The 22,297-nt window shown below is 46.7% G+C and carries 24 protein-coding genes; 1 reads left to right on the forward strand and 23 read right to left on the reverse strand.

Annotated features, from left to right (window positions below; all coding sequences use genetic code 11):
• Nucleotides 1-147: 147 nt before the first annotated feature.
• The 11 genes from ACFQPF_RS03940 to metG form a co-directional block, all read right to left on the reverse strand.
• Entirely contained in the window at nt 148-522 is a 375-nt protein-coding gene (locus ACFQPF_RS03940) for a RidA family protein (protein ID WP_379746781.1), read from the reverse strand.
• Nucleotides 523-526: 4 nt separating this feature from the next.
• Complete coding sequence (purR, locus tag ACFQPF_RS03945) at nt 527-1,354, reverse strand: pur operon repressor (RefSeq protein ID WP_379746783.1); 828 nt, start codon at nt 1,352-1,354, stop codon at nt 527-529.
• Between the two features lie 65 nt (nt 1,355-1,419).
• Nucleotides 1,420-2,283: a 4-(cytidine 5'-diphospho)-2-C-methyl-D-erythritol kinase gene (gene ispE / locus ACFQPF_RS03950; RefSeq protein ID WP_379746785.1), complete on the reverse strand. Its 864-nt coding sequence runs from the start codon at nt 2,281-2,283 to the stop codon at nt 1,420-1,422.
• 416 nt (nt 2,284-2,699) lie between these two features.
• Nucleotides 2,700-2,879: a small, acid-soluble spore protein, alpha/beta type gene (locus ACFQPF_RS03955; RefSeq protein ID WP_379746787.1), complete on the reverse strand. Its 180-nt coding sequence runs from the start codon at nt 2,877-2,879 to the stop codon at nt 2,700-2,702.
• Between the two features lie 101 nt (nt 2,880-2,980).
• Nucleotides 2,981-3,235 carry a biofilm formation stimulator Veg gene (gene veg / locus ACFQPF_RS03960; protein ID WP_379746789.1) on the reverse strand — a complete coding sequence of 85 codons (255 nt, stop codon included), beginning with the start codon at nt 3,233-3,235 and terminating at the stop codon, nt 2,981-2,983.
• 339 nt (nt 3,236-3,574) lie between these two features.
• Complete coding sequence (gene yabG / locus ACFQPF_RS03965; RefSeq protein WP_379746791.1) at nt 3,575-4,441, reverse strand: sporulation peptidase YabG; 867 nt, start codon at nt 4,439-4,441, stop codon at nt 3,575-3,577.
• Nucleotides 4,442-4,518: 77 nt separating this feature from the next.
• A complete protein-coding gene (gene rsmA, locus ACFQPF_RS03970) occupies nt 4,519-5,394 on the reverse strand; it encodes a 16S rRNA (adenine(1518)-N(6)/adenine(1519)-N(6))-dimethyltransferase RsmA (RefSeq protein WP_379746793.1) in 876 nt (291 codons plus the stop codon).
• The gene (rnmV, locus tag ACFQPF_RS03975) at nt 5,345-5,947 is read right to left on the reverse strand and encodes a ribonuclease M5 (RefSeq protein ID WP_379746795.1); all 603 of its coding nucleotides are present in this window, start codon (nt 5,945-5,947) and stop codon (nt 5,345-5,347) included. The genes rsmA and rnmV overlap by 50 nt, the downstream gene beginning before the upstream one ends.
• A gap of 429 nt (nt 5,948-6,376) precedes the next feature.
• Nucleotides 6,377-7,588, reverse strand: coding sequence for a ubiquitin-like domain-containing protein (locus ACFQPF_RS03980; RefSeq protein ID WP_379746797.1), 1,212 nt, complete (start codon nt 7,586-7,588; stop codon nt 6,377-6,379).
• Between the two features lie 216 nt (nt 7,589-7,804).
• Nucleotides 7,805-8,572: a TatD family hydrolase gene (locus ACFQPF_RS03985; RefSeq protein ID WP_379746799.1), complete on the reverse strand. Its 768-nt coding sequence runs from the start codon at nt 8,570-8,572 to the stop codon at nt 7,805-7,807.
• Between the two features lie 239 nt (nt 8,573-8,811).
• Nucleotides 8,812-10,776: a methionine--tRNA ligase gene (metG, locus tag ACFQPF_RS03990; RefSeq protein WP_379746801.1), complete on the reverse strand. Its 1,965-nt coding sequence runs from the start codon at nt 10,774-10,776 to the stop codon at nt 8,812-8,814.
• A 901-nt stretch (nt 10,777-11,677) separates the two neighbouring features.
• On the opposite strand from metG, the gene abrB reads away from it, so the two are divergent.
• Nucleotides 11,678-11,962, forward strand: coding sequence for a transition state genes transcriptional regulator AbrB (gene abrB, locus ACFQPF_RS03995; RefSeq protein ID WP_379746803.1), 285 nt, complete (start codon nt 11,678-11,680; stop codon nt 11,960-11,962).
• Nucleotides 11,963-12,105: 143 nt separating this feature from the next.
• On the opposite strand, the gene rsmI is transcribed toward abrB, so the two are convergent.
• The 12 genes from rsmI to ACFQPF_RS04055 form a co-directional block, all read right to left on the reverse strand.
• Complete coding sequence (gene rsmI, locus ACFQPF_RS04000) at nt 12,106-12,984, reverse strand: 16S rRNA (cytidine(1402)-2'-O)-methyltransferase (RefSeq protein WP_379746826.1); 879 nt, start codon at nt 12,982-12,984, stop codon at nt 12,106-12,108.
• On the reverse strand, nt 12,962-13,246 hold the full coding sequence (locus ACFQPF_RS04005) for a GIY-YIG nuclease family protein (protein ID WP_379746805.1): 285 nt from the start codon (nt 13,244-13,246) through the stop codon (nt 12,962-12,964). Before ACFQPF_RS04005 ends, rsmI begins: the two co-directional genes overlap by 23 nt.
• Nucleotides 13,236-13,976 carry a tRNA1(Val) (adenine(37)-N6)-methyltransferase gene (locus ACFQPF_RS04010; protein ID WP_379746807.1) on the reverse strand — a complete coding sequence of 247 codons (741 nt, stop codon included), beginning with the start codon at nt 13,974-13,976 and terminating at the stop codon, nt 13,236-13,238. Before ACFQPF_RS04010 ends, ACFQPF_RS04005 begins: the two co-directional genes overlap by 11 nt.
• A 325-nt stretch (nt 13,977-14,301) precedes the next feature.
• Entirely contained in the window at nt 14,302-14,661 is a 360-nt protein-coding gene (gene yabA, locus ACFQPF_RS04015; RefSeq protein ID WP_379746809.1) for a DNA replication initiation control protein YabA, read from the reverse strand.
• Nucleotides 14,662-14,674: 13 nt separating this feature from the next.
• Nucleotides 14,675-15,505, reverse strand: coding sequence for a PSP1 domain-containing protein (locus tag ACFQPF_RS04020; RefSeq protein WP_379746810.1), 831 nt, complete (start codon nt 15,503-15,505; stop codon nt 14,675-14,677).
• Between the two features lie 5 nt (nt 15,506-15,510).
• Nucleotides 15,511-16,497 carry a DNA polymerase III subunit delta' gene (gene holB, locus ACFQPF_RS04025; protein ID WP_379746812.1) on the reverse strand — a complete coding sequence of 329 codons (987 nt, stop codon included), beginning with the start codon at nt 16,495-16,497 and terminating at the stop codon, nt 15,511-15,513.
• A 10-nt stretch (nt 16,498-16,507) separates the two neighbouring features.
• The gene (locus tag ACFQPF_RS04030) at nt 16,508-16,951 is read right to left on the reverse strand and encodes a YaaR family protein (protein WP_379746814.1); all 444 of its coding nucleotides are present in this window, start codon (nt 16,949-16,951) and stop codon (nt 16,508-16,510) included.
• 22 nt (nt 16,952-16,973) lie between these two features.
• A complete protein-coding gene (locus ACFQPF_RS04035) occupies nt 16,974-17,303 on the reverse strand; it encodes a cyclic-di-AMP receptor (RefSeq protein WP_379746816.1) in 330 nt (109 codons plus the stop codon).
• Nucleotides 17,304-17,315: 12 nt separating this feature from the next.
• A complete protein-coding gene (tmk, locus tag ACFQPF_RS04040) occupies nt 17,316-17,960 on the reverse strand; it encodes a dTMP kinase (RefSeq protein WP_379746818.1) in 645 nt (214 codons plus the stop codon).
• Entirely contained in the window at nt 17,957-19,390 is a 1,434-nt protein-coding gene (locus ACFQPF_RS04045; protein WP_379746820.1) for an aminotransferase class I/II-fold pyridoxal phosphate-dependent enzyme, read from the reverse strand. The genes tmk and ACFQPF_RS04045 overlap by 4 nt, the downstream gene beginning before the upstream one ends.
• 112 nt (nt 19,391-19,502) lie before the next feature.
• On the reverse strand, nt 19,503-21,086 hold the full coding sequence (locus ACFQPF_RS04050; RefSeq protein WP_379746822.1) for a bifunctional metallophosphatase/5'-nucleotidase: 1,584 nt from the start codon (nt 21,084-21,086) through the stop codon (nt 19,503-19,505).
• A 137-nt stretch (nt 21,087-21,223) separates the two neighbouring features.
• Complete coding sequence (locus ACFQPF_RS04055; RefSeq protein ID WP_379746824.1) at nt 21,224-21,418, reverse strand: sigma factor G inhibitor Gin; 195 nt, start codon at nt 21,416-21,418, stop codon at nt 21,224-21,226.
• Between the last annotated feature and the right edge of the window lie 879 nt (nt 21,419-22,297).

A 22,297-nucleotide genomic window follows, 5' to 3' on the forward strand; every position in this document is an offset into this window, starting at 1 on the left:
TGCGGGTCGCCCCGCACCACCTTGTCTTAAGCTACTGTTACTACTGCCTTCACAGTTCGGGACTCACACCCTATAGCCTGTACCCATGCCGGGCACACCAAAAAAACGAAACAAGGTATAAACCTTGTTCCGCTTTTCTAACTCTTCTTATTTAATTAACGCGATAACTTCGATTTCGACTTTTGCGTCTTTTGGCAGCCTGGCTACTTCGACACATGAGCGGGCCGGCTTGTGTTCGCTGAAATAGTGGCCGTACACTTCATTGATGTCTGCGAACTCGTTCATGTCTTTAATGAAGACAGTCGCTTTGACGACTTGTTCAAGCGATGATCCAGCCTCAGCAAGGACTGCTTTCAAGTTGGCAAACACTTGGTGCGTTTGAGCTTGAACATCGCCATCGACCATCTGTCCTTCCTTCGTGAGCGGAATCTGGCCTGAGCTGTAAAATACGTTGTTCACGATCATGCCTTGCGAATACGGTCCGATCGCAGCAGGTGCTTCTTTCGTAAATATGGCTTTCATCTGTTTACTCCCCTTTATCTTGAAAGTAATTGCCCGGCGTCACTTCAATGCGATTTTCCCGTTCGTTCACTTCTGAAAGACGCGCAAGCGATACATAATCATCGACGAGGCGTTCGGATACTTCCTGGGCCTCTACTAGAACGCCGATTCCGGCTAAGTTCGCCTGAAATTCACTGATGATGCTGATCATGCCTTTGATTGTTCCGCCTGCTTTCATAAAGTCATCAATAATGAGAACATTCGCTCCCTGCTTGATGCTTCTGCGTGCGAGTGCCATCGTCTGGATCCGTTTTGTCGATCCTGACACGTAGTTAATGCTCACTGTTGAACCTTCCGTCACGCGGCTGTCGCTGCGTACAATCACGACAGGCACGTTGAGATGTGCGGCTACCGCATAAGCAAGCGGAATTCCTTTTGTCGCGATGGTCATGACCACATCAATTTTGCGCGATGAGAAGGAAGAAGCGAACAGCCGGCCAAGCTGGTTGACAAGGTGCGGGTTGCCGATAATATCCGTAACGTACAAATAACCGCCAGGCAGGATGCGAGATGGATCTTCAAGCTGCTCGACAAGAGCGCTGATGATGTGTTCTGCTTCTTTTTCCGAAATGCCCGGCAAAAATTTCACACCGCCCGCAGCGCCAGGAACGGTAATGATCCGTCCATATCCGTACTGTTCAAAATGCTCTTTAATAATCGCCAAATCTTCACTGATCGAAGACTTTGCGGATTCATAGCGCTCTACGAAATAGGATAAAGGAATAAGCTGGTGAGGATGCTGTAAAAGGTAGGTTGTAAGGTCAACCATTCTCCCGCTTCGTTTTAATTTCATACAATCCTCCAAAATCCGAATATTTTAAGTTAATATACCATTTTTATACGGATTTTATCAACTGCTCATTCCCCTAAAATACGTACAGCGTAAACTTCATTACAAAATCCGCGAAGACCGTTGTATACGCGGTGAAGTCTGGATTCATGCTGAAATAATCCAAACACCGTCGGTCCGCTCCCGCTCATCAGCACACCATCCGCACCAAGGCGCACCATTTGCTCCTTGATCTGCCTCACTTCCGGATACAGATCGAGCGTCACAGATTCAAGAACATTGCCGAGGCGTGCGCAAACTTTTGAAAAATCCTTCTCTTGAATGGCCTCCATCATACCTGATGTATCGGGGTGCTGAAGGTTATCAAGCTTCAAGTTACGGTACACCTCAGCCGTTGACACTCCAATCGGCGGTTTAGCCAAGAGCACCCAGCATGGCGGCGGCGGGTTTAAGAGACGAATATGCTCGCCCCTGCCTGTTGCCAATGCCGTTCCGCCATAAACACAGAACGAAACGTCTGAGCCGATTTTCGCACCGCGCTCCGCCAGTTCATCAAGGGACAAATGGAGTTCCCACATCTCGTTCAGCCCTTTTAAAGCAGCGGCTGCATCGCTGCTTCCGCCAGCCAGACCCGCCGCAACAGGAATATGCTTGGAGATATGGATATGTACACCCTCTGTTATATGAAATTCTTCTTTCAATAAAAGGGCAGCCTGATAGGCCAGGTTTCTTCCATCAAGCGGAACAAACCCTCCCGAGGATTCAATCGTAATCTTATCCTCATCCAGCGGCGTGAGCTCGATGCGGTCCGCGAGATCGACAGTCGTCATCACCATTTCCACTTCATGATAGCCATCCGCCCTCTTTGAGAGAACATCAAGTGATAAGTTGATTTTCGCCGGCGCTTTTACCGATACTTTACGTTTCTCCATGTCAAACTTCCTTACGTCATTTTTTTCTGCTTTCATTTTATCACAACTTACGATCTGTTGAAGAATGGAAAAAACAAAAGCTCCTCCTGCTTCTTCGCGTCCCGCAGTGGGGCGCAGTGGGGTCCGGTACCGATAACGGGTTTCAATGATACCGAAGGTGATCATCTCGGTACCGGACCTCCCATTTTTGAAGCATCCTAGAACATGGTCGCCTAAACCAAGCAAGAGAAACCGAACCAACTCATCTCGGTACCGGACCCCATCTGTTTGAAAGCATCCTAGAACATGGTCGCCAAACCAAGCACATGAGCCAAAACCCAGAAGCATCTATGAATGTTCGCACAAAACCAAACCATAAAACCAAACCCAAGAACCAAAAAAACCGCGGACCATTCGTCCCCGGTTTTTACGCATATTTACTGATTTTGACGGGACATGCTTTCTTGAGCCATCTGAACGGCTCTTTTCACCATGTTGCCCGCATCTCTCGCTGTAATGCCGCCCCAACCATCGCGCTGGACGGTGTCGTAAAAGCCAAGCTCTTTCGCTATCTCATTCTTAAATTCTTCAGACATGATGCCTCTTCTGCGACTCATAGCGCAAAACCCCTTTCATATGCGTTAAGGGTAGTATGAAACAACAGCTGAATATGTATCCGAAAATTAAAAATGAGCAAAAAAAACAGCAGTAAGATTTCTTACTGCCCGCTAACCGCTTCTTCTAAAAATGTTAATTCGACCGTTTCTGTTAGAACGTCAGCGTAGCTGTAAGAAACGCGTTCGAAAGCGTTGGTGTCTTGGTCTAGCTTAATGATGAATACTGCTGGATATGTTTCTTCGAGAGTACCCATGCGTTCGATCGTTTTTCGACGTCCGCCGTTAGCACGCAGAGAAAGCCTTTTTCCTACGTGGGACTCTAGCACTCGTCTAATATCAACAATTGTTTTACCCATTTAGACTCCACCTCACTTAGACAAATTGTAACATAAATCGCGCGAATTTGTCAAATAAAATTTAAATTATAGCAAGCAATGCTTTTTTCTGTCAATGACTATTTACTCGCTTTTATACCTTTTTTAGTATGCGTACAATTTCCATACATATGTATAGACCTTCAAAAAACTTAAAAAGCAACCACTTCGGGGTCCGGTACCTACACAATAAGAACCTTTGCCGGCCAGGGTTTTTCAAGAGAAGTGCCGGACCCCAAGAGTACCGGACCCCCGAGCGCCAAAGCGGGGTCGCGCCAAAAAAAATTCCTCATGCAGGATGAGGAAGTTGTGCCTTTTGGGCTACGTATGATTTTTGATCGGCATCCCGGTGCGCAGGAAACCGGTTGTTTCTACACCACCAAGACCTTCTTTGCCGGTCAATGTGTTGCGCAATACATCCATCACATTCACACGGTCCATGAACGATGTAAGGCTGATCTTAGAAACAATATAGACAGGGTCAAGTGCATGGATATTAATGCGTGACGGTGAGCTGGCGAAATTTGAACCTGCTTTGATCAACGATTCAAAATGAGATTGACAGGCTCCGGCAAAGATCATTAAATGATCAAGATGAGGATACCTTCTCCGTACCTCACGTACGGTCCTGACAAAGAATTTCGTATGGCGGTATGCATTCATATCAGATACCGCACCTTTTGTTTTCATATACGCGTCATGTCCTGTAATGACGAGGATATCAGGCCGCACCTCGTCGACGAGTGCCGGCACCTTCTCTGGCATATCGCCTTCCTTGATATGAATACCGTAAACAGGCACGCCTAGCTTTTTATAGAGCTCTAGACATTTATTTAAATATAGCGGATCCCCGTCCACATGAAGAACCCTTCCAGGCAGCTCGAAATACGATTGATCATATTGATAGCCGTTCGTCGAGATGTATTCTCTTTTTTGCCGCAAAAGATAATAGTCCTGACGAAAAAGCTTGTATGATGAATCTTCCTTTTCCTGCTCCCGCTGTCGGTATTTCTTTCTCTGCTGGTCATCAATGACAACCAGATCCTCAACAGGTGCGTCTGCCCAAAGTCTCATATCTTCACCGACCAGCTCTGCCACCGTTTTCGTATCGTTAAATCCAATGATTCGGAAATAGATGTCACAATGATAGGAAGTGCGTCCAACTACTGCACCGATCTCTGCTTTCATTATACTCCCCCTATTTGGAGTCGCGTGTCTCCGGTTCCTTCTCTAAGATATGAAGAAGGCGGGGGAAAAATGATTTCTTATTTCACAAGATGAAGCAAAGCGTCCGACAGACGGCCGAATTCTTCTACCGTCAGCGTCTCCCCGCGTCTCTTTGGATCAATCCCAATCTCATTCAGGGTATGCTCAAGCTCCGTTTTCTTATCCTTTGAAACCACGCCGCTCAGCAAATTGTTCCAAAGTGTTTTGCGTCGTTGAGCGAATGAAGCACGGACAACTTCAAAGAAAAAGTCCTCATCCTTCACCTGTACTGCGGGCTTGTCTCGTAAAATAAGACGGATAACGGCAGAATCAACATTCGGCTGCGGCACAAACACCGTCTTCGGCACCTTAATCACGGTCTCAGCCGTCGCGTAATACTGCACAGCAATGGAGAGGGAGTTGTAATCCTTCGTACCCGGCTTAGCCGCAAGACGGTCAGCCACCTCTTTTTGAATCATGCAGACGATGCCGCGGATAGGGAGGTTATCGGTTAACAGCTTCATGATGATCGGAGTCGTCACGTAATAAGGAAGGTTTGCGACGACCATGATATCCTGTCCCTCTTCAAACTTTTCTTCAATAACGGCACGTACATCCGCTTTTAAAATATCCGAGTGAATCACTTCGGCATGCGGGTATGGCGACAGGGTATCTTTTAAAATCGGCAGCAGACGCTGGTCGATCTCAAACGCTACGACCTTCTTAGCACTCCTGGCAATATGCTCCGTCAACGCACCGATTCCCGGTCCGATTTCAATCGCCCCTGACTCTTCCGTCAAGTCCGCTTGCGCCACAATGTTTGACAGGATGTTCTTGTCTATTAAGAAGTTCTGCCCTAGGCTTTTCTTGAACGTGAACCCGTATTTATCTAGTATCGCTTTCGTCTGCTGTGGAACTGATATATCCTTCCTCATGCTGCTCCTCCTCTAAAACCGTGCGCATCGCACGCTCGAACTCTTCATTTGATATATGAAACATGTTCAGCCTCTTATGAAGCTGTTTGCCGTTGCTGTAACCAATCTTCAGAAGCTGGCCGATCCGTTCACGCCTTTTCTTCGCCCTGTCGCCGCCAGTAAGACCTGCCGCAATCACTTCTTCCCAGCTCACAGACTCATAATCGGATACATATTCTTCCTTCACATGCTTAAGCGCATCCAGTATGGCTTGTCTCGGCGCATGCTCCACACCGACTTTTTTCTTGTTCTTGCTGATCGCATCCTGCTTCGGCAAAAAGGCATGCTTACAGCCAGGAACATGCTCGGAAATAATTTTCCGTATTTTCTCTCCAGGAAAATCGGGATCGGTGAAAATAATGACTCCGCGTTTCTCCTGCGCTATCCGAATCCGTTCAATCGTCTCCATGCTGATCTCCGACCCATTCGTCTCCAGCGTGTCCGCATCCAGCGCATTTTTTATCGCAATCGTGTCGCTCTTACCCTCAACAACGATAATTTCCCTAATCTTCATAGTACCCCCAAACGTCAAAACATGACGAACAAAAATGCACCCACACCCGTGAGTAAAAAACCCAAAACCGCATAAAATCATACAGAAGCCATAACCGTCATCCTATGATTGCTAAAGAATCATTTTTTGCATGCCTGTTATAAAAAATACTATTTCACACTCCTGAGTTAAAACCAGCCAGAGTCGTGTTTAAATGAATAATAGCGTTGGATTCTTCAATGAAATTTTTTTAATAAATAACGTGCTGCGTTGAAACTTTCTAGCTTCATAAACCGTCTAATCTAATGAACACCAATTTCTATCTTGTAGTATAACCCAGCCGCGCATTTTTTTCGAATGAGCCTTTCCTAACGTAAAGCATAAAAAACTGCGCGCTGTTTTAAAGTACGAAAAAAGCACAGAGGCTGCAGCCTCTGCGCGTAATGGTTCTTAATCAATAATCCGTATCGTAATTGTCTTTCTTCCCCATGCGACAGCCTGAGACTGCGATGCGAAGAATACATCGATTTTATTACCTTTTATCGCGCCTCCCGTATCGGATGCAATCGCGTATCCGTAACCTTCTACGTACACCTTGCTGCCTAAAGGAATGACACTCGGATCAACCGCAATGACTTTCGCGTTCGGATTCTTCTTTAAATTGAAGCCTGTAGCCGTGATTCCTGAGCAGCCCTCACAATTAGCTGTGTAAGCTGTACTGGATACCGTTAGCACTCGTCCAGAAGACGGCGGCTTGCTGCTTGACCGGGAAACGACGGCACGCTTTGCAGGTGCACTCACTTTCGTTCCGACGGCAACCACTCGATCCTTGCTTTTTGCTGTTTCCTTGGTTGAAAGCAGTTTACGTGAGACTTCCTTGCCGTTTTCCTTGATTACCTCATAGCTCTTGGAAACCTTGCCTTTTGTACCCACAGATACTACTTTTTCTGTTCCTTTTGCAAGCGAATCGTCATTTCGTTTCACAGTTGCAAAAGGTGTTTCTTCTTCCACTACATCGGTGACCTTTTCTACTCGGATGATGTTAACCTGCATGTTGCTTTTGAGTTTCGTGCCTGCAGCAGGTTGTACTCGATCTAATTTGCCTAATGTCACATTTTGCTGCTTCAAAAGGTCAGCGACCGTAGTCGAAGTGGTCCACACTTGCTTAGGCTTTGCGCCTGATGCAAGCTTAACCGGAACCGCAGATTTCAGCGTTACCTTATCCTCGTCCTCCAGCTTCGCTGATAGGCCAGGCTTTATTTCATCATGCTCTTTTATATCCAGCTTGTTTTCTTTCACGAATTCTCCGACTGTTTCGGCTGTCGTCCACGCTTTGGTTTTATTGCCGTTCACACTCAGACTGATTTTTTTGGCTGGAATATACTCAACCTTCATGCCTTGCTCAAGCTCCGTATGAACTCCGGGCTTTACCTCGTCATGTTTGTTGAATTCTATGTCGTTTTCTTTTAGCAGTTCCCCAACTGTATCAGCGTGTGAGCTGACAGTTGCTTCTTTCCCAGCGATCAACAGGTTAATGTCCGTTTTCGAAGTTTCATAGCTTACGAACCCAGTTGTTACTGCCAATGCAAGAATTAACACGGCACTTACAACTAGCTTTTTCCTGATGAGTTCGGAAAAAAGGGATGTAAAATTCTTCTGCATAGATTCACTCCTCCCTTACAAAGATTGAATTATAGAGCTCTCCAATCATTCTGTCAAATATCCCCTCCCTGCCCGCTCTGTTGATGCAAGCCTATTATGAACAGAAAAGGAGAATTTTGGGAAGAAAAACAACTCGACATATTTTTCTTCCTCTGTGAAATTTTTGTTGAAATGAAGCGGGTTATTTCATGTATTTCTCAATTTCGACAAGCTGTGCTATCGAGTGATGTTAAATATTCGGTGAGCATTGTCGGATGTTTTTTTTATTAATTCTTCCAGATGAATTTCTTTTAGTTCAGCAAGCGTTTCTGCCACATACTTTACATACGATGGTTCATTTCGCTTTCCTCTCAGCGGATGTGGACTTAAATACGGACAGTCCGTTTCAATCAGCAGCCATTCAAGCGGAATTTCCTTCGCTACTTCTTTTACCTTGCGGGCATTCTTGAACGTGACCGGCCCGCCAAACGAAATGTAAAAGTTCATCTCCATACATTGCTGCGCTGTTTCCAGGCTTCCGCCGTAACAGTGCATAATGCCCCCAACCTCAGAAGCATCTTCCTCCCTCAAAATGTCCACGACATCCTGAGTGGCATCTCGGTTATGTATGATGATCGGCAGCTTCACTTTCTTCGCGAGCTGTATTTGGCGGCGGAAGACTTCCTTCTGAACCTCTGCAGGTGACTTGTCCCAATGATAGTCGAGTCCCATTTCGCCAAGCGCCACAACTTTCGGATGTGCCGCAAGCTCCTCAATCCAGGCCAGATGCTCGTCGGTCATGTCGATCGCATCAACAGGGTGCCAGCCGACTGCTGCATAAATGAAATCATACTCCTCAGCAAGCGCCAGCGCGTCCTTGATCGTCTGTTCATCAAACCCGACGACCACGATTTTCTCGACGCCTTCATCCAGCGCACGCTGAATGACTTCCTCTCGATCTTCCTGAAATTGATGTGCGTTTAAGTGTGCATGTGTGTCAAACATCGATAGTCCTGCCTCCTGATTATCCTTCATAAGAATATCAAACTTATTTCCTAAAAACCAAAACATTCCCATAACATTTCCATTACAAAAGCATTACATGTCGCCATCAAACCCTATTCATACGGTACTTTCGACAAGCTCAGCCACACATTTTGCCGTGAATTCGACAACCTAGAAATTCGTCCAACCTAAAAAAGAAAACCCGCCAACGCAAATCCTTCGACGTTGGCGGGACAGAATTATTTTACTTTTGCTCCGTTTGGAAGGGACGGATCGACCGTCGCAAGTGTAAGCTGATCACCTTGCGAACCAGCAAGGATCATGCCTTCAGACAGCTCGCCTCGCAGCTTCACCGGCTTCAAGTTCGCGACACAGATTACTTTCTGGCCGACCAGGTCTTCTGGCTTATAAAATTTCGCGATGCCTGAGACAACCTGTCTGCGTTCAAATCCAAGATCGAGCTGCAGCTTCAGCAGTTTATCGGCTTTTTTGACCGGTTCCGCTTCTAAAACTGTCGCCACACGCAGGTCTACCTTCATAAAGTCGTCGATTGAAATTTCTGGTGAAAGGTCTTTTTCAGGAACAGCAGAAGGCTCTTCCTTTGCTTCCTCCCCTGCAGGCTGCGCGCCTCCCATGGATTCTCTTATATAAGCTGTCTCCACTTCTGTTTCAAGGCGAGGGAAAATCGGATTCCCTTTCGCAACAGCTGTTTCACCAGGAATCTGTCCGAATTCACCTAGGCTCTCCCACGCTGTTAATGGACCTTTTTCAAGCCCTAGCTGTTCCCAGATTTTTGCTGGCGCTGCCGTCAGGAACGGCTGAACTAGAATGGATACGTAGCGGAGCGACTCTGCCAAATGTGTCATCACGCTTGCCAGTTCATCTCTTTTAGATTCGTCCTTCGCAAGCACCCAGGGCTGTGTTTCATCAATGTATTTGTTTGTGCGGCTCACGAGCTGCCAAATGGTTGTGAGCGCGACGGAGAACTGCATCTCTTCCATCGCCGCTTCTGTTTTTTGTACGGTTTCTTGGACAAACGCTTCAAGCGTGCTGTCAAACTCACTCACTTGACCTTGATAGGCTGGAATTTTACCATCAAAATATTTGCCGATCATCGCAACAGTGCGGTTCAGCAGGTTACCGAGATCATTCGCCAAGTCATGATTGATGCGGTCTACAAAGCTCTCTGGTGTGAATACACCATCTGACCCGAACGGCACTTCGCGAAGCAAGTAATAACGCAATGCATCCAGGCCATAACGGTCGATAAGGGTTACCGGATCTACAACATTACCTTTAGACTTAGACATCTTTCCGTCCTTCATGAGCAGCCAGCCGTGTGCGAACACTTTTTTAGGAAGCGGCAGGTCAAGCGCCATGAGCATGATCGGCCAATAGATCGTGTGGAAACGAACGATTTCTTTTCCGACTAGGTGGACGTCGGCCGGCCAGAACGTACGGTGTTTCTCATCCTTATCCGTTCCGTATCCAAGTGCTGTAATATAGTTCGAAAGGGCATCGATCCACACATAAACGACGTGCTTCGGATTCCCAGGAACTTTCACTCCCCAGTCAAAAGACGTACGTGATACGGCAAGATCCTCTAGACCCGGCTTGATGAAGTTGTTGATCATTTCATTTTTGCGTGACTCTGGCTGGATAAAGTCAGGGTTCTCTTCGTAATATTGCAGCAGTCTGTCTGCATATTTGCTCATGCGGAAGAAATAGCTCTCCTCTTTTACCTTCTTTACAGGACGGCCGCAGTCAGGGCAGTTTCCGTTTTCAAGCTGGCGCTCGGTGAAGAAGGATTCACACGGTGTGCAATACCAGCCTTCATATTCACTTAAGTAAATATCTCCCTGATCCAAAAGCTGCTGAAAGATTTTCTCAACGATCGTCTTATGGCGGTCTTCGGTTGTACGAATATAGTCGTCATAAGAGATGTCGAGCTTCTTCCATAGTGCCTTAATGCCTGTAACAATTCCGTCTACATACTCTTGCGGAGTGAGGCCATTTTCCTCTGCTTTCTCCTGAATCTTCTGTCCATGCTCATCCGTCCCTGTCAAATACATGACCTCAAAGCCTCTTAAACGCTTATAACGTGCCATGGCATCGCCGGCAACCGTCGTGTACGCGTGTCCGATGTGAAGATTTCCGCTCGGATAATAAATTGGTGTAGTGATATAAAATGATGGTTTCCCCATTACATTCTTCCTCCTTTAAGTATCTATAAAGAAAACTTGGCTGACGCCATGCCTTTAAGTCAGCCTTAGCTGCCCTTACACTATGTTCGTTAACTTTTTGGCCACGTCGAGTAATCACCTTGCAAAAAAGTTATACTTTCCATTAGTGTAAAGAAAACTTGGCTGACGCCATGCCTTCAAGTCAGCCTTAGTTGCCCTTACACTATGTTCGTTAACTTTTTGGCCACGTCGAGTAATCACCTTGCAAAAAAGTTATACTTTCCAATAGTGTAAAGAAAACTTGGCTGACGCCATGCCTTTAAGTCACCCTTAGTTAAAAAGTTATACTTTCTTAACGTGTAAAAATAGGAAAATGCCCCTGACTGCATAATGAGGGACATAAATAGATGTTCATCATAAGAACGCTGCAGCTGGAATACATTTCATTTTACAAAAAATATAAAAAATGTGGTATTTAGGACATAAAATGAAACCCTTCTGCGAAAACACTTATGTAAATACTTTCATTATTCTCTTTTCTTCCTTCAAAATATACCTAATTGGCATTTGTCAGTCAAGGCGGCTATGAAGGCAACGGATCGAAAATATGAATAGTATTTTTTCATGGTCAGTTTTGTCGAATAAAGGCGAATTATCTTTTGCGGCATTTCCAGTAATAAAATAGAAATAATGGCGCTATTTTGGTTATTTTACAAATACTTACCGAACTAACCTTCTAAAATGTTTAGATTTCCGTAAGAGAGGGGATAGAAAGGTAAGTAAACCGATTGGACTTAGGTGTTGACGCCTTTTGGAAAAACTGGTAAGATAAATTCGTAAGATTTTGTCGAATTCTGACGATATAATCATGTAAGATAGATAGGGATAAATATTATACTACAGTTTTGGGAGGAGATTTATTATGAAATCTACAGGTATTGTACGTAAGGTTGACGAACTAGGACGCGTGGTTATTCCAATCGAATTGCGCCGCACACTTGGAATCGCTGAAAAGGATGCTTTGGAGATCTATGTTGATGACGACCGCATCATCCTTAAGAAATACAAGCCAAACATGACTTGTGCTGTAACTGGGGAAGTTTCAGACGACAACTACACAATCGCCGGCGGAAAAATCATCCTTAGCTCAGAAGGTGCTCGTGAAGTAATGGAAGAGCTTCAAAAGCAGCTTCAAACTAGCAAGTAATCTCAATAAATAATCAGCCCAGAAGCGGATGCTTCTGGGCTTTTTTCTACTTTAAAACTATACACTCTACAGCGTGTGCCTGAAACGGAAATCAACCGCTTCGTTGATTACTTTAATAGCAACAAAGTTTGCGAAAGGTTTTGTTACTCCACATGATACGCCTGGTACACGTCTCGTTTGGGGAGGCCTCTGTCTGTGGCGGCGGCTTTGATGGCGTCTTTTGGTTTCATTCCTTCATTAATATAGTGATCGACGTGGCTGTTGAGTTCGAGTTCTTCCCACCATGGTGTTTCTTCGCTCAGTGCGCCGGGTCCAGCGCCTTCGACTACGAGGCAGAATTCTCCGCGAATATCATTTTGCTCAAAATGGGTGAGAAGTTCAGAGAGTGTTCCGCGGCAAAATTCTTCATATCGCTTGCTCAGCTCTCTGACGGTCACGGCTTTCCTGTCGCCTAACATCTCAATCATCGCACCGATTGTTTCCTTGATGCGATGAGGGGCTTCATAGAAGATGAGGGTGGAAGGGAACGCCGATAGCCGCTGCAGCTGCTCTTTTCGCTCTTTTTTTCCGCGCGGCAGGAAACCGTAAAACGTGAACATCTCAGTTGAAAGGCCTGACGCGGCTACAGCAGGAAGTGCAGCGCTCGCTCCTGGAAGCGGGATCACGCGAATCTGTTCTTCGATACATAAGACAGCCAAATCGTAGCCCGGATCAGATATGCCTGGCATGCCAGCATCGGTCACGAGCGCGACTTGCTTTCCAGCTTTTAATTCTTCTATCAGTTTTTTCCCGCTCTGCTCTTTGTTGTGTTCATGATAGCTTGTCAGCGGTGTGCTGATTTCGAAATGGCTGCACAGCTTTTTCGTCTGTCTTGTATCCTCTGCTGCGATTAAATCACTTTCTTTTAATATACGGACAGCACGAAACGTCATGTCCTCCAGGTTTCCGACCGGCGTCGGTACAAGGTATAGTGCGCCGGTTCCGTTCGCTTCAGCTTCGTTATAGCTGCTCTGCTTCCACATCATGCATGCCCCCTTCCTGTATCAATTTTTCTTTCCGCTTGCGGTCCATCCGTTTGATGGCATACTCCGCCTGCAAAGCTTCCTGTTTAGAAGCGAATACCGCATGAAAACGAAGCTTCAGCGGCCCTCTTCCTCTTGTATATTTCGCTCCCTTGCCGCTTTCATGCATCGCCAGTCGGCGCGGCAGTTCATTCGTATATCCGGTATAATACGTCCCGTCTTTGCACTCCAGAATATAAACGGCGTGCTGCTTATCGTCCATAGAACACCTGTTTCAGCTGTTCCGTATACGCCCCGTCGCTTCCGTATACCGTTAGCGGCGGAAGAATATGAAGATCGGGTTTTCCTTTTTTCATTCCTTCTATTAAAAGCATGTTCGCCTCGCTGCCTTCTCGCGGATAGATGAGCTGCAGCCTTTTTGGTTCCAGTTCATATTGCCGCATAAAGCCGAGAATTTCCATGAGACGGTTCGGTCTATGTACGAACGCTGCCTTTCCACCTTGCTTTACAAGCTGGCTGCTGACCTTGATAACATCTTCAAGTGTACAGTGAATTTCATGTCTGGCGATGGCCAGATGAGGATTTTCATTGTAATCCTGCTCGTTTGAGGATGGAAAATATGGCGGGTTGCAGGTTAGCGCATCAAACGTGCCATGCCCAAACACAGACGGCGCCTCTTTTATATCCATCGTGTGGACGGTGATCTGTTTTTCCAGCTCGTTTAACAACGTGCTGCGTTTTGCCATGCTGCTCAGCCGCTCTTGTATTTCCACACCTGTCATTTTCGCTTTAGACCTTGAGCTCAGCAGAAGCGGGACCGCCCCGTTGCCAGTGCACAAATCAATGATGTTTCCTTTTTGAATCGGCACCCACGCAAAACGGGCGAGTAGAACCGCATCGAGCGAGAAAGAAAACACCGAAGAGCTTTGTATGATTTTTAACCGTTCATCCACCAGATAATCCAGCCGCTCGTCCGGCAACAGTTCGTCCATTTTTCATTCCTACTTTCTTGTTCGTTAAGCTCATTTTTTCATTCGAACCATTTTAATAGAATGTATGAGGTTTCCGCGCCATAACTAGCTTGTTGCGCCCAGGTTTTGAATTTTGCGCGTCGGTGTACTGTTTTAATAAGGTACATATAGAGCTGGCAGTCTCAAAAACAGTTTGCGCGCGAATAATTAAATTTGCGCGCCGATTATCAAGGCTATCGCGCCAAGGCCAACCTGCCAAGCCCAAGCCCTACTCCAAACAGACAGCAGCACACGAACCACCCAACAAAGAATGAAATAAAAAGCCTTCCCATTAAGGAAAGGCCTATTATTTCTTATTTAAGAATGACAGACAGAAAAGGCAGTCTCCTTCTGTCCTGACACTTCCATAATGTAGATTGCATATGTGAAACCCTTCTTGATAGAGGCGCGCGAGGTTATCGTACCCTTCTCCGATATCGAGCGGCTCTTTATGCTTTTCAAGAACGGGCTTGCTTTCTTTTTTAGCAGGGGTCTTGCTTGTTTTCGTGTCCAATGCGTTGCGGAGATTCTCGTTCTCCATCTTTAGATGGTGGTTTTCTTCAATGAATGACGCCAAATGAACCTTGAACTCCTCCAGTTGACGCGTCATCGCCGCCAGCTGCTCCTCCATTTGGACCACTCTGGAAAAAATCGCTTGTTTCTCCACGAAATCCACCTCTTTATTCTGTGGCTTGCGTAATGAGTTCTTGTTTTTTGCTAAGAAGTTCTTCAACTGCATATTCTGTGACGGTGCCTAGCTGAGGCAGATCAACCTGGACAAGCTTCTCTAGCATGTTCAGTCCGACAACACGGCCCTTCCCGTGCGGCGTCGCAATTTCCTGGCCGACATCCGGCATTTCACGTTTTGCTTCTTCATAGTGATCGTTCTCATATTTCAAACAGCACATCAGCCTTCCACAAAGTCCGGAAATCTTCGCCGGGTTCAGTGACAAGTTCTGATCCTTCGCCATCTTGATTGACACTGGCTCAAAATCACCGAGGAAGGTCGAACAGCAAAGCATCCTGCCGCATGGCCCGATGCCACCGAGCATTTTCGCTTCGTCTCGGACGCCGATCTGTCTGAGCTCGATCCTCGTTCTGAAAATAGAAGCCAGATCTTTCACCAGCTCGCGGAAATCGATCCGTCCTTCTGCTGTGAAATAAAAGATGACTTTGTTACGGTCAAACGTATACTCAACGTCCACGAGCTTCATATCCAGCTTATGTTCGAGTATCTTTCCCTCACACGTCTCAAATGCCTGCACGGCCGCTGTCTTATTTTCCTCGACAAGCAGCGTATCCTTGGCGTTTGCGAGACGAACGACCTTTTTGAGCGGCAGAACGACATCATTTTCGCCTACCAGCTTCTTCTCGATAACGACCTTTCCGTATTCAATGCCACGTGCTGTTTCGACTATCACAAACACGTCTTTTTGCACATCAAGGTCGCCGGGGTCGAAATAATATATTTTTCCCGCTTTTTTAAAGCGGACACCAACTACCTCATACAAGGCTGTTATCCCTCCTGTAATTGCAGCACCAGCTGCTCCATAGCCATCGCCGGGTTCATGTTTGAACCGAGCTTCTTCTGAGCGGACAGTATGGCAAGCATCGCCCCGCCTATACGGCGCTGTGAAAGGTGAAGTGCTTGCTGCTCTAGGGCCTGCAATTGATCAATAAACACTACTCTTTCAGTTTCGGAAAGATGTATAGATAAAAGATCTCGGTACCAGATCAATAGTAAATTCAAACCGGCTGTCAGCTGCTCTTTTTCTTTGAAAAAAGAGAGCCAGTTTTCCTGCAAGGTCACAATCGCGTAATCAGGGCGCTTTCGCAACTCTTCCGTTAATTGTATCACTTTGTCTCGCGCTTGTGCAAACCACTCTTCCCTACAAATTTCGACCGCTTCTGCCGTATTCGACGTTAAAGCAGCCGCCATTTTAGCGAGCGCGGGGGATATATTTTCATTTTGAAGATAGACTTCCAGCTTTTCATTCGGAAGCGAAGAAAAGGACAAAAGCTGTGCTCTCGAACGAATCGTCTCGAGCAGCCTGTGCACCTGCTCCGTCAGCAGCAGCGCGATGGAGTGAGACAGCGGCTCTTCTAAAAACTTCAGCAAGCTGTTCGCTGCCTGAACCGTCATCCGGTCCGCATGCTCGATGATATACACCTTCTTATTTGATTCCATTCCCTGATAAGCAAATTCCTTTTGCAGTGCGCGGATCTGGTCGATCTTAATGCTCGCTCCGTCCGGCTGGATGATGTGTACATCAGGATGATTGCCGCTTTCAATCCTCTTGCAGTTTCGGCAATGGCCGCATGCCTCGCCCTCCGACTGTTCCTGGCACATAAAAGCCTTCGCCGTCTCTTTGGCCACTGCCGTTTTCCCTGTGCCGCGCGGGCCTTCAAATATGTAGGCGTGGGCCAGTCTGTCTTTCTTTATGCTGTTTTTTATCGTTTTTACTGCTCTTTCCTGCGTTTCCAGCAGCGGCGCCCAACTCATCACACATCACCTACGTATAGAGATTAATCAATAACCCTTTGATTTCTCCAATTTTATCAAGCATCTGAACAGAACGGCTCTCTTGTTCGAGAACGATTGACGTCAGCTCCATCAGCTTTTCATCCGTCTCTTTCACTACCTTCAGCGTACGCTGGCGGCCGTCACCGCCCCAGCTTTTGTTCTGCTTCAGCTGCAATCCAAAGTCCACCGCTTCTTTAACAAAGCGCTGGACGAGGCTTTTGTACACTTGCAGGTCCTTCACTGTCTGAGAATGAAGCAGCCGCTTCCCTTGGCTCTCAATGTCTCCGAGCAGCCGGTTCAGCTGTTCACTCTGCATTTTATCCTGCTGTTTCGTTACGGCTTCGCCAAATGAAGCAGAAGCTGCTCTGACCTCCTGCTTTCCATCCTTTGACGCTGAACCAATGCTTGGACGCGGATCATGTCCAATTTTCATTTGTCATCCCCCACTCACTTCATCAGAATTGCAAAAAGTGTTCTACCGGAAGCACGAATACCGTTGCTCCCCCTACTTCCACTTCTACAGGGTAAGGCACGTACGCATCCGCGTTGCCGCCCATCGGCGAAACGGGTGCAACAAGCTGGCTGCGGCTCTGGCAATTTTTCTTGATAAGAGCGAGAACAGCCTCCACTTGGGTGTCTTCTACACCAATCATGAATGTCGTGTTCCCCGCCTTTAAGAACCCTCCTGTTGTCGCCAATTTCGTTGCGCGGTAGTTATGATCAACCAATGAATCTGCCAGCTTATTGCTGTCCTTATCCTGGACAACGGCTACAACCATCTTCATATACGGACCCTCCTATTTCATAAAGTGTGTGTTCAGCAAAATCTCTAAGTCTTTCTTAATTTCTTCAAATACGTCGTCCGTTCCTCGTTCACCGTCTATCAACCGTATCCGGTCGTTCTGTTCCTCTGCAAGCCGGTGGAAGCCTTCTCTCACTCTGTTATGATACGAAAATTCCTTTTGCTCAATCCTGTCCAGCTGCGTTCCGCTGTAGCGGGCACGCATCCGGCTGCGTCCTGTCTCCGGGCTCACATCGATCAAATAGCTTCTGTCTGGCTTAACACCGCCCGTTGCATAGCGGTTGATTGCTTCCACCGTTTCAGCTCCTACCTGAAGGCCGTAGCCCTGATACGCGATAGAGGCATCCACGAACCGGTCGCACAGAACAACTTTTCCTTCAGTAAGCGCAGGGATTATTTTTTCATGGACGTGCTGCGCACGCGACGCGGCATACAGCAGAATTTCTGTCATATCGGCCATTTCTGCATGCGCTGGATCTAGAATCAGCTCCCTGACCTTGTCGCTGATCGCCGTGCCACCCGGCTCTCTTGTCTGTATAAACGAAACGTTCTGTTCGTTCAAATAATCGGCAATCCTGCCAATCTGGGTCGACTTTCCCGATCCGTCTGGGCCTTCTAATGTGATAAATAAACCGTTCATTGCTGTTCTCCTTCTTCTGTAAAAACACCGATCTCACTGCCGGCACTTCCTTGAAATCGGGCGCTATTCTGCTGCAGCTTGTAAAAGGAATCGATCATTTCTTTTGTAATCCGCTCGCCTTTAGCCATTAACGGAATGCCCGGCGGATACGGTATCACCATTTCTGCGGCAATCCTTCCTTCCGCTTGTTTCAGCTCCAGCTTCCTCGTCTCCTTGCTCCACATATCATCATAAGAGCAGAAAAGGGAGCTGACTTCAGGAAATGGTGCGTATTTATTTCTTTTTTGCCTATATTCTCTGCTGTTCAGTTCCGCTGCAGCCTTGTCTATCGCAGCCTTCCAGCGCATTGTTTCATGTGAAACACCAAGCGGCAGGACAAAGAGGACGTTCAGCGAGTCAGCAAGCTCCGGGTATAGCCCGTGGTTTTCAAAAGCAGCCTGCATTTCATACCCTGAATATTCCCTTTTCGCCTGTATCGTAATCTTTAGATGATCGGCCTCATATCCTATTGGGGGCTCGATCACTAGAAAGCCTCGCTGTGTCAGGTGCTGTTTTAAGTCGTTCGACTGCTTGATAATTTCTTCTATATCGCTTTTGTCCAGCTGTGCCAGATAGGACCGGCTTAAATCGAGCGATGCCATAATCGGATAAGACGGTGAGCTCGACTGAATGCTCTGTAGCGCATGCTCTATCTTTCGTTGCTGCAACAATGATCCTTTTCCCACATGAAGATAAGCGCCCATCGTCATCGCCGGCAGTGTTTTATGCGCCGACTGCACGACAGCATCCGCACCCATAGCGAGAACAGACAAAGGAAATCCGTCCGCAGCATAATGCGCACCATGCGCCTCATCAGCAATCACGGGCAATTGATGGTGATGCATATACGCTACCACATCAGTCAGGTCGCGGGACATACCATAATAATTAGGAGAGGTGACGATTAATCCTTTCACATCAGGATACTGTTCCATCGCTCGCTCTACCGTACTCAGCGTAATCCCAAGCGCGAACCCGCCTTTTTCATGAATCTCCGGACCAAGGAAGACAGGCCTGATACCCGCAAGCTCGAGTCCGTTCAGCACCGATTTGTGGCAGTTGCGCTGCACCATCACGTGATCACCCCGCCGAAACGCCGCAAGAATCATCGCGAGGTTTCCTGCCGTGCTCCCGCCAACCAGGAAATAGCTTCGATCCGCACCATACAATCGTGCTGTAAGATCCTGCGCTTCTTTTATACAGCTCTCCGCATCATGAAGATCGTCCAGACCGGTCAGCTCGGTCACATCCAGCTCACTTATTCTTTTAAAATAATCCCAACCCGCCTCGTTCAATAGGCTTCCATTCTTATGCCCAGGAACATGCATCGAAATCGGATTTTTCTGGCTGTGAGCGATTAACGCTTGAAATAATGGTGTTTGCTCAAACATAGGACATCCTTATTTTCTATGAATTCTTGTACCTCTATTCTACCATTTCTCACCCAACAATGCTTGAGTACTCCATAGAAAAAGCCGCCGTTTATGGCGGCGGCCTGACTCATTATTGTTTGATGATTCTTCCTTCAATTTGTCCTGTTACTTGTCCTTTTTTCTCAAAATAGTGCACGAGCGCATCGAGATCCACGCCGGCAATCTGCTGGTTCTTTCCTTGCAGCAGCACTTTATAGCCGTCTCCGCCGCCTGCCATGAAGTTGTTGACCGTCAGCGTGTATGTCTGGTCAGCTGCAATCGGCGTTCCATCCGTTTTTGTCATGGAAATCGTCCGTTCGCCATACGCGTTAGATGGCTTGAATACCGCCTTTAATCCGCTGATCTGCAGCATTTTTTCACGAGCTGGATCCACCCATTGCGATTCGAACAGCTCCTTAATCTGTGCACCCGTCAAGGACATCGTCACCAAGTCGTTTCCGAATGGCTGAACCGTGTACAAGTCTCCCCACGTCACGTCACCGGCTTCAATGTCTGCTCGAATTCCGCCTGGATTCATAAAAGCAAAGTCCGTTCCTGTTTCTTCACGCATCGAGTCTGCAATCACGTTACCAAGCACCGTTTCACCGTTATAAGAACCTGCTGCTGATAATGGGGCTGGTGCACTGCCTACTACTTTATTAATGATAGGCGCTACTTTTTCAGCGGCTCGATCCACGATTGCTTTTACTGCTGGATCTGGTGTGATTCCTTCTTGGAACGTTGTAACGATTTCTGCTTTCTTCGCTACGATATCCTTCGTGCGTGGATCAATTTTCAAATCAACATCAGAAAAAGCGGTTCCGTATGAATACGATTGAACGAGCAACTTTCCATCGACCACAGCGTTCAATTTGCGGTGGTTGTGGGCACCAAACATCACGTCCACTTCATCATCCACTGCATTGGCGATATCAACCAACTCACCTGTCACAGGCGACGTGTCATCACCTTCCGCCGGATTGTGAGCCAATACAACGATAGACTGCACGCCTTTTCTCTTCAGTTCTTTCGTCGCTTTATTAATCGATTCTGCTTCATCTAAAAATACAACATCTTTAACCGCGCTCGGTATAACTACTTGCGGCGTGTCCGAAAGAACAACACCAATAAATCCAATATTCATCCCATTCACTTTTTTAATCGTGTATGATGGCAGCAGGTTTTTCCCCGTATTTTTATCGACTACGTTTGCCGCAACATATGGGAAATTCGCTCCTTCAAATTCTCCTGTCGCCGGATGGCTTCCACCGTTAATGAGGCGCATCATCTCATCCACGCCCTCATCAAATTCATGATTTCCAAGCGTTCCTACATCGAAGCCCATTTCGTTCATGATCTCGACTGTTGGCTCGTCCTGTAAAAGAGCAGATGACGGGGTGCTCGCTCCTACCATATCCCCCGCATGCACAAGCAATGTATTTTTATTTTGTCGTTCTCTTTCATTTATATATGCAGCCAAAACATCTGCCCGCCCTGCAGGCTTGTTGGCAACCTTGCGTGTCACATCGATCTGCCCGTGGAAGTCGTTGACTCCAAGCAGCTGAACATCAATATAACGATTTTCTTCCTTCGCTGTTACACCCTCAGCATGAACGGCACTCCCAAAAGGTACCAAAGCCAACGATAATGCAGCAGCAGACAATAAAGATTTCATACGAATAATCCCCCTTATAAATGACTGACTTTTTCATTATAAAGTCAGAAAATAAAGAAGAAAGGGTTAATTCGTAAATTTAATGTAAATGTTACATAATGATTCCTGAATAACAAAAAACAGGCATATGCCTGTTTTCAAAGGGTGGCATTCGCCAGCTTCAATTTTCGCAGCTGGCTCAGATAATGGCGGTAATACTCATCATTCACTTCAGCCTCTATAATTTTCGCTTCACATTCATGACAGATAAACTGATGCAGGATATGAATCCCCATCGTTTTCGATTCTTCGCAAATCAGGCAAGTTTCCCCATGCTTATGGACCGAACTCATATCTTCCCACCTCCATGCTCCCATTGTTGCCAGAATTATCGTTGATTATACATTTGTTTCAAAAACTTTATCTAATTCAATGTATGACATTCGCCCATTCTCTGTGTCTGTACCGGAGAAATAAACCGTGCCCTTGTTTTCAAATGAGCTTGGAGGCAGCCAAGTAGCTAATTAATGGGGTTGGTTTTCTAACTTGTTTTCATACATGCACGAAGATCACATGTTTTTCGTGATCTTCATCCTTATTTATTTGTAGCTCTTTCTCCCTGTTTCCATACGAAAAAAAGAAGATCACCGCAGTGGTGATCTTCTGTATTTGCCCGGCCACGTCCTACTCTTACAGGATGAAACCCTAAAGCTGCCATCGGCGCTGAAGAGCTTAACTTCCGTGTTCGGAATGGAGCCTACAGCTTGAAGACACTTCTTTGCTGGCTTGTGACGAGGAATCCACTTCCACGGCTAGGCTTGTAGACGCAGGAACAGGACGGTGAATAACCTACACTCTTCTTTGTTCCCATACATGCACGAAGATCACATGTTTTTCGTGATCTTCATCCTTATTTNATGAAACCCTAAAGCTGCCATCGGCGCTGAAGAGCTTAACTTCCGTGTTCGGTATGGAGCCTACAGCTTGAAGACGCTTCTTTGCTGGCTTGTGACGAGGAATTCACTTCCTTGGCTAGGCTCGTAGACGCAGGAACAGGACGGTGAATAACCTACACTCTTCTTTGTTCCCAAACATGCACGAAGATCACATGTCTTTCGTGATCTTCTTCCTTATTTATTTGTAGCTCTTTCTCCCTGTTTCCATACGAAAAAAAGAAGATCACCGCAGTGGTGATCTTCTGTCTTTGCCCGGCCACGTCCTACTCTTACAGG

The organism is Fictibacillus iocasae (assembly GCF_042665465.1).
Classification (GTDB): Bacteria; Bacillota; Bacilli; order Bacillales; family Fictibacillaceae; genus Fictibacillus; species Fictibacillus iocasae.

Excerpts from the sequence above, each read along its gene's own strand:
- ACFQPF_RS04055 (WP_379746824.1), bottom strand. The coding sequence starts at position 21,418 with ATGAGTTCGGTCCATAAGCATGGGGAAACTTGCCTGATTTGCGAAGAA.
- tmk (WP_379746818.1), bottom strand. The coding sequence starts at position 17,960 with ATGAACGGTTTATTTATCACATTAGAAGGCCCAGACGGATCGGGAAAG.
- ACFQPF_RS03985 (WP_379746799.1), bottom strand. The coding sequence starts at position 8,572 with ATGTTTGACACACATGCACACTTAAACGCACATCAATTTCAGGAAGAT.
- metG (WP_379746801.1), bottom strand. The coding sequence starts at position 10,776 with ATGGGGAAACCATCATTTTATATCACTACACCAATTTATTATCCGAGC.
- ACFQPF_RS04035 (WP_379746816.1), bottom strand. The coding sequence starts at position 17,303 with ATGAAGATGGTTGTAGCCGTTGTCCAGGATAAGGACAGCAATAAGCTG.
- yabG (WP_379746791.1), bottom strand. The coding sequence starts at position 4,441 with ATGAAAGCAGAGATCGGTGCAGTAGTTGGACGCACTTCCTATCATTGT.
- purR (WP_379746783.1), bottom strand. The coding sequence starts at position 1,354 with ATGAAATTAAAACGAAGCGGGAGAATGGTTGACCTTACAACCTACCTT.
- ACFQPF_RS04005 (WP_379746805.1), bottom strand. The coding sequence starts at position 13,246 with ATGGACGATAAGCAGCACGCCGTTTATATTCTGGAGTGCAAAGACGGG.
- ispE (WP_379746785.1), bottom strand. The coding sequence starts at position 2,283 with ATGGAGAAACGTAAAGTATCGGTAAAAGCGCCGGCGAAAATCAACTTA.
- rsmI (WP_379746826.1), bottom strand. The coding sequence starts at position 12,984 with ATGTGGAAGCAGAGCAGCTATAACGAAGCTGAAGCGAACGGAACCGGC.
- veg (WP_379746789.1), bottom strand. The coding sequence starts at position 3,235 with ATGGGTAAAACAATTGTTGATATTAGACGAGTGCTAGAGTCCCACGTA.
- rsmA (WP_379746793.1), bottom strand. The coding sequence starts at position 5,394 with ATGAGGAAGGATATATCAGTTCCACAGCAGACGAAAGCGATACTAGAT.
- ACFQPF_RS04045 (WP_379746820.1), bottom strand. The coding sequence starts at position 19,390 with ATGTTTGAGCAAACACCATTATTTCAAGCGTTAATCGCTCACAGCCAG.
- ACFQPF_RS03940 (WP_379746781.1), bottom strand. The coding sequence starts at position 522 with ATGAAAGCCATATTTACGAAAGAAGCACCTGCTGCGATCGGACCGTAT.
- abrB (WP_379746803.1), top strand. The coding sequence starts at position 11,678 with ATGAAATCTACAGGTATTGTACGTAAGGTTGACGAACTAGGACGCGTG.
- ACFQPF_RS03955 (WP_379746787.1), bottom strand. The coding sequence starts at position 2,879 with ATGAGTCGCAGAAGAGGCATCATGTCTGAAGAATTTAAGAATGAGATA.
- ACFQPF_RS04030 (WP_379746814.1), bottom strand. The coding sequence starts at position 16,951 with ATGAAAATTGGACATGATCCGCGTCCAAGCATTGGTTCAGCGTCAAAG.
- ACFQPF_RS04010 (WP_379746807.1), bottom strand. The coding sequence starts at position 13,976 with ATGGACGAACTGTTGCCGGACGAGCGGCTGGATTATCTGGTGGATGAA.
- ACFQPF_RS04050 (WP_379746822.1), bottom strand. The coding sequence starts at position 21,086 with ATGAAATCTTTATTGTCTGCTGCTGCATTATCGTTGGCTTTGGTACCT.
- holB (WP_379746812.1), bottom strand. The coding sequence starts at position 16,497 with ATGAGTTGGGCGCCGCTGCTGGAAACGCAGGAAAGAGCAGTAAAAACG.
- rnmV (WP_379746795.1), bottom strand. The coding sequence starts at position 5,947 with ATGAAGATTAGGGAAATTATCGTTGTTGAGGGTAAGAGCGACACGATT.
- ACFQPF_RS03980 (WP_379746797.1), bottom strand. The coding sequence starts at position 7,588 with ATGCAGAAGAATTTTACATCCCTTTTTTCCGAACTCATCAGGAAAAAG.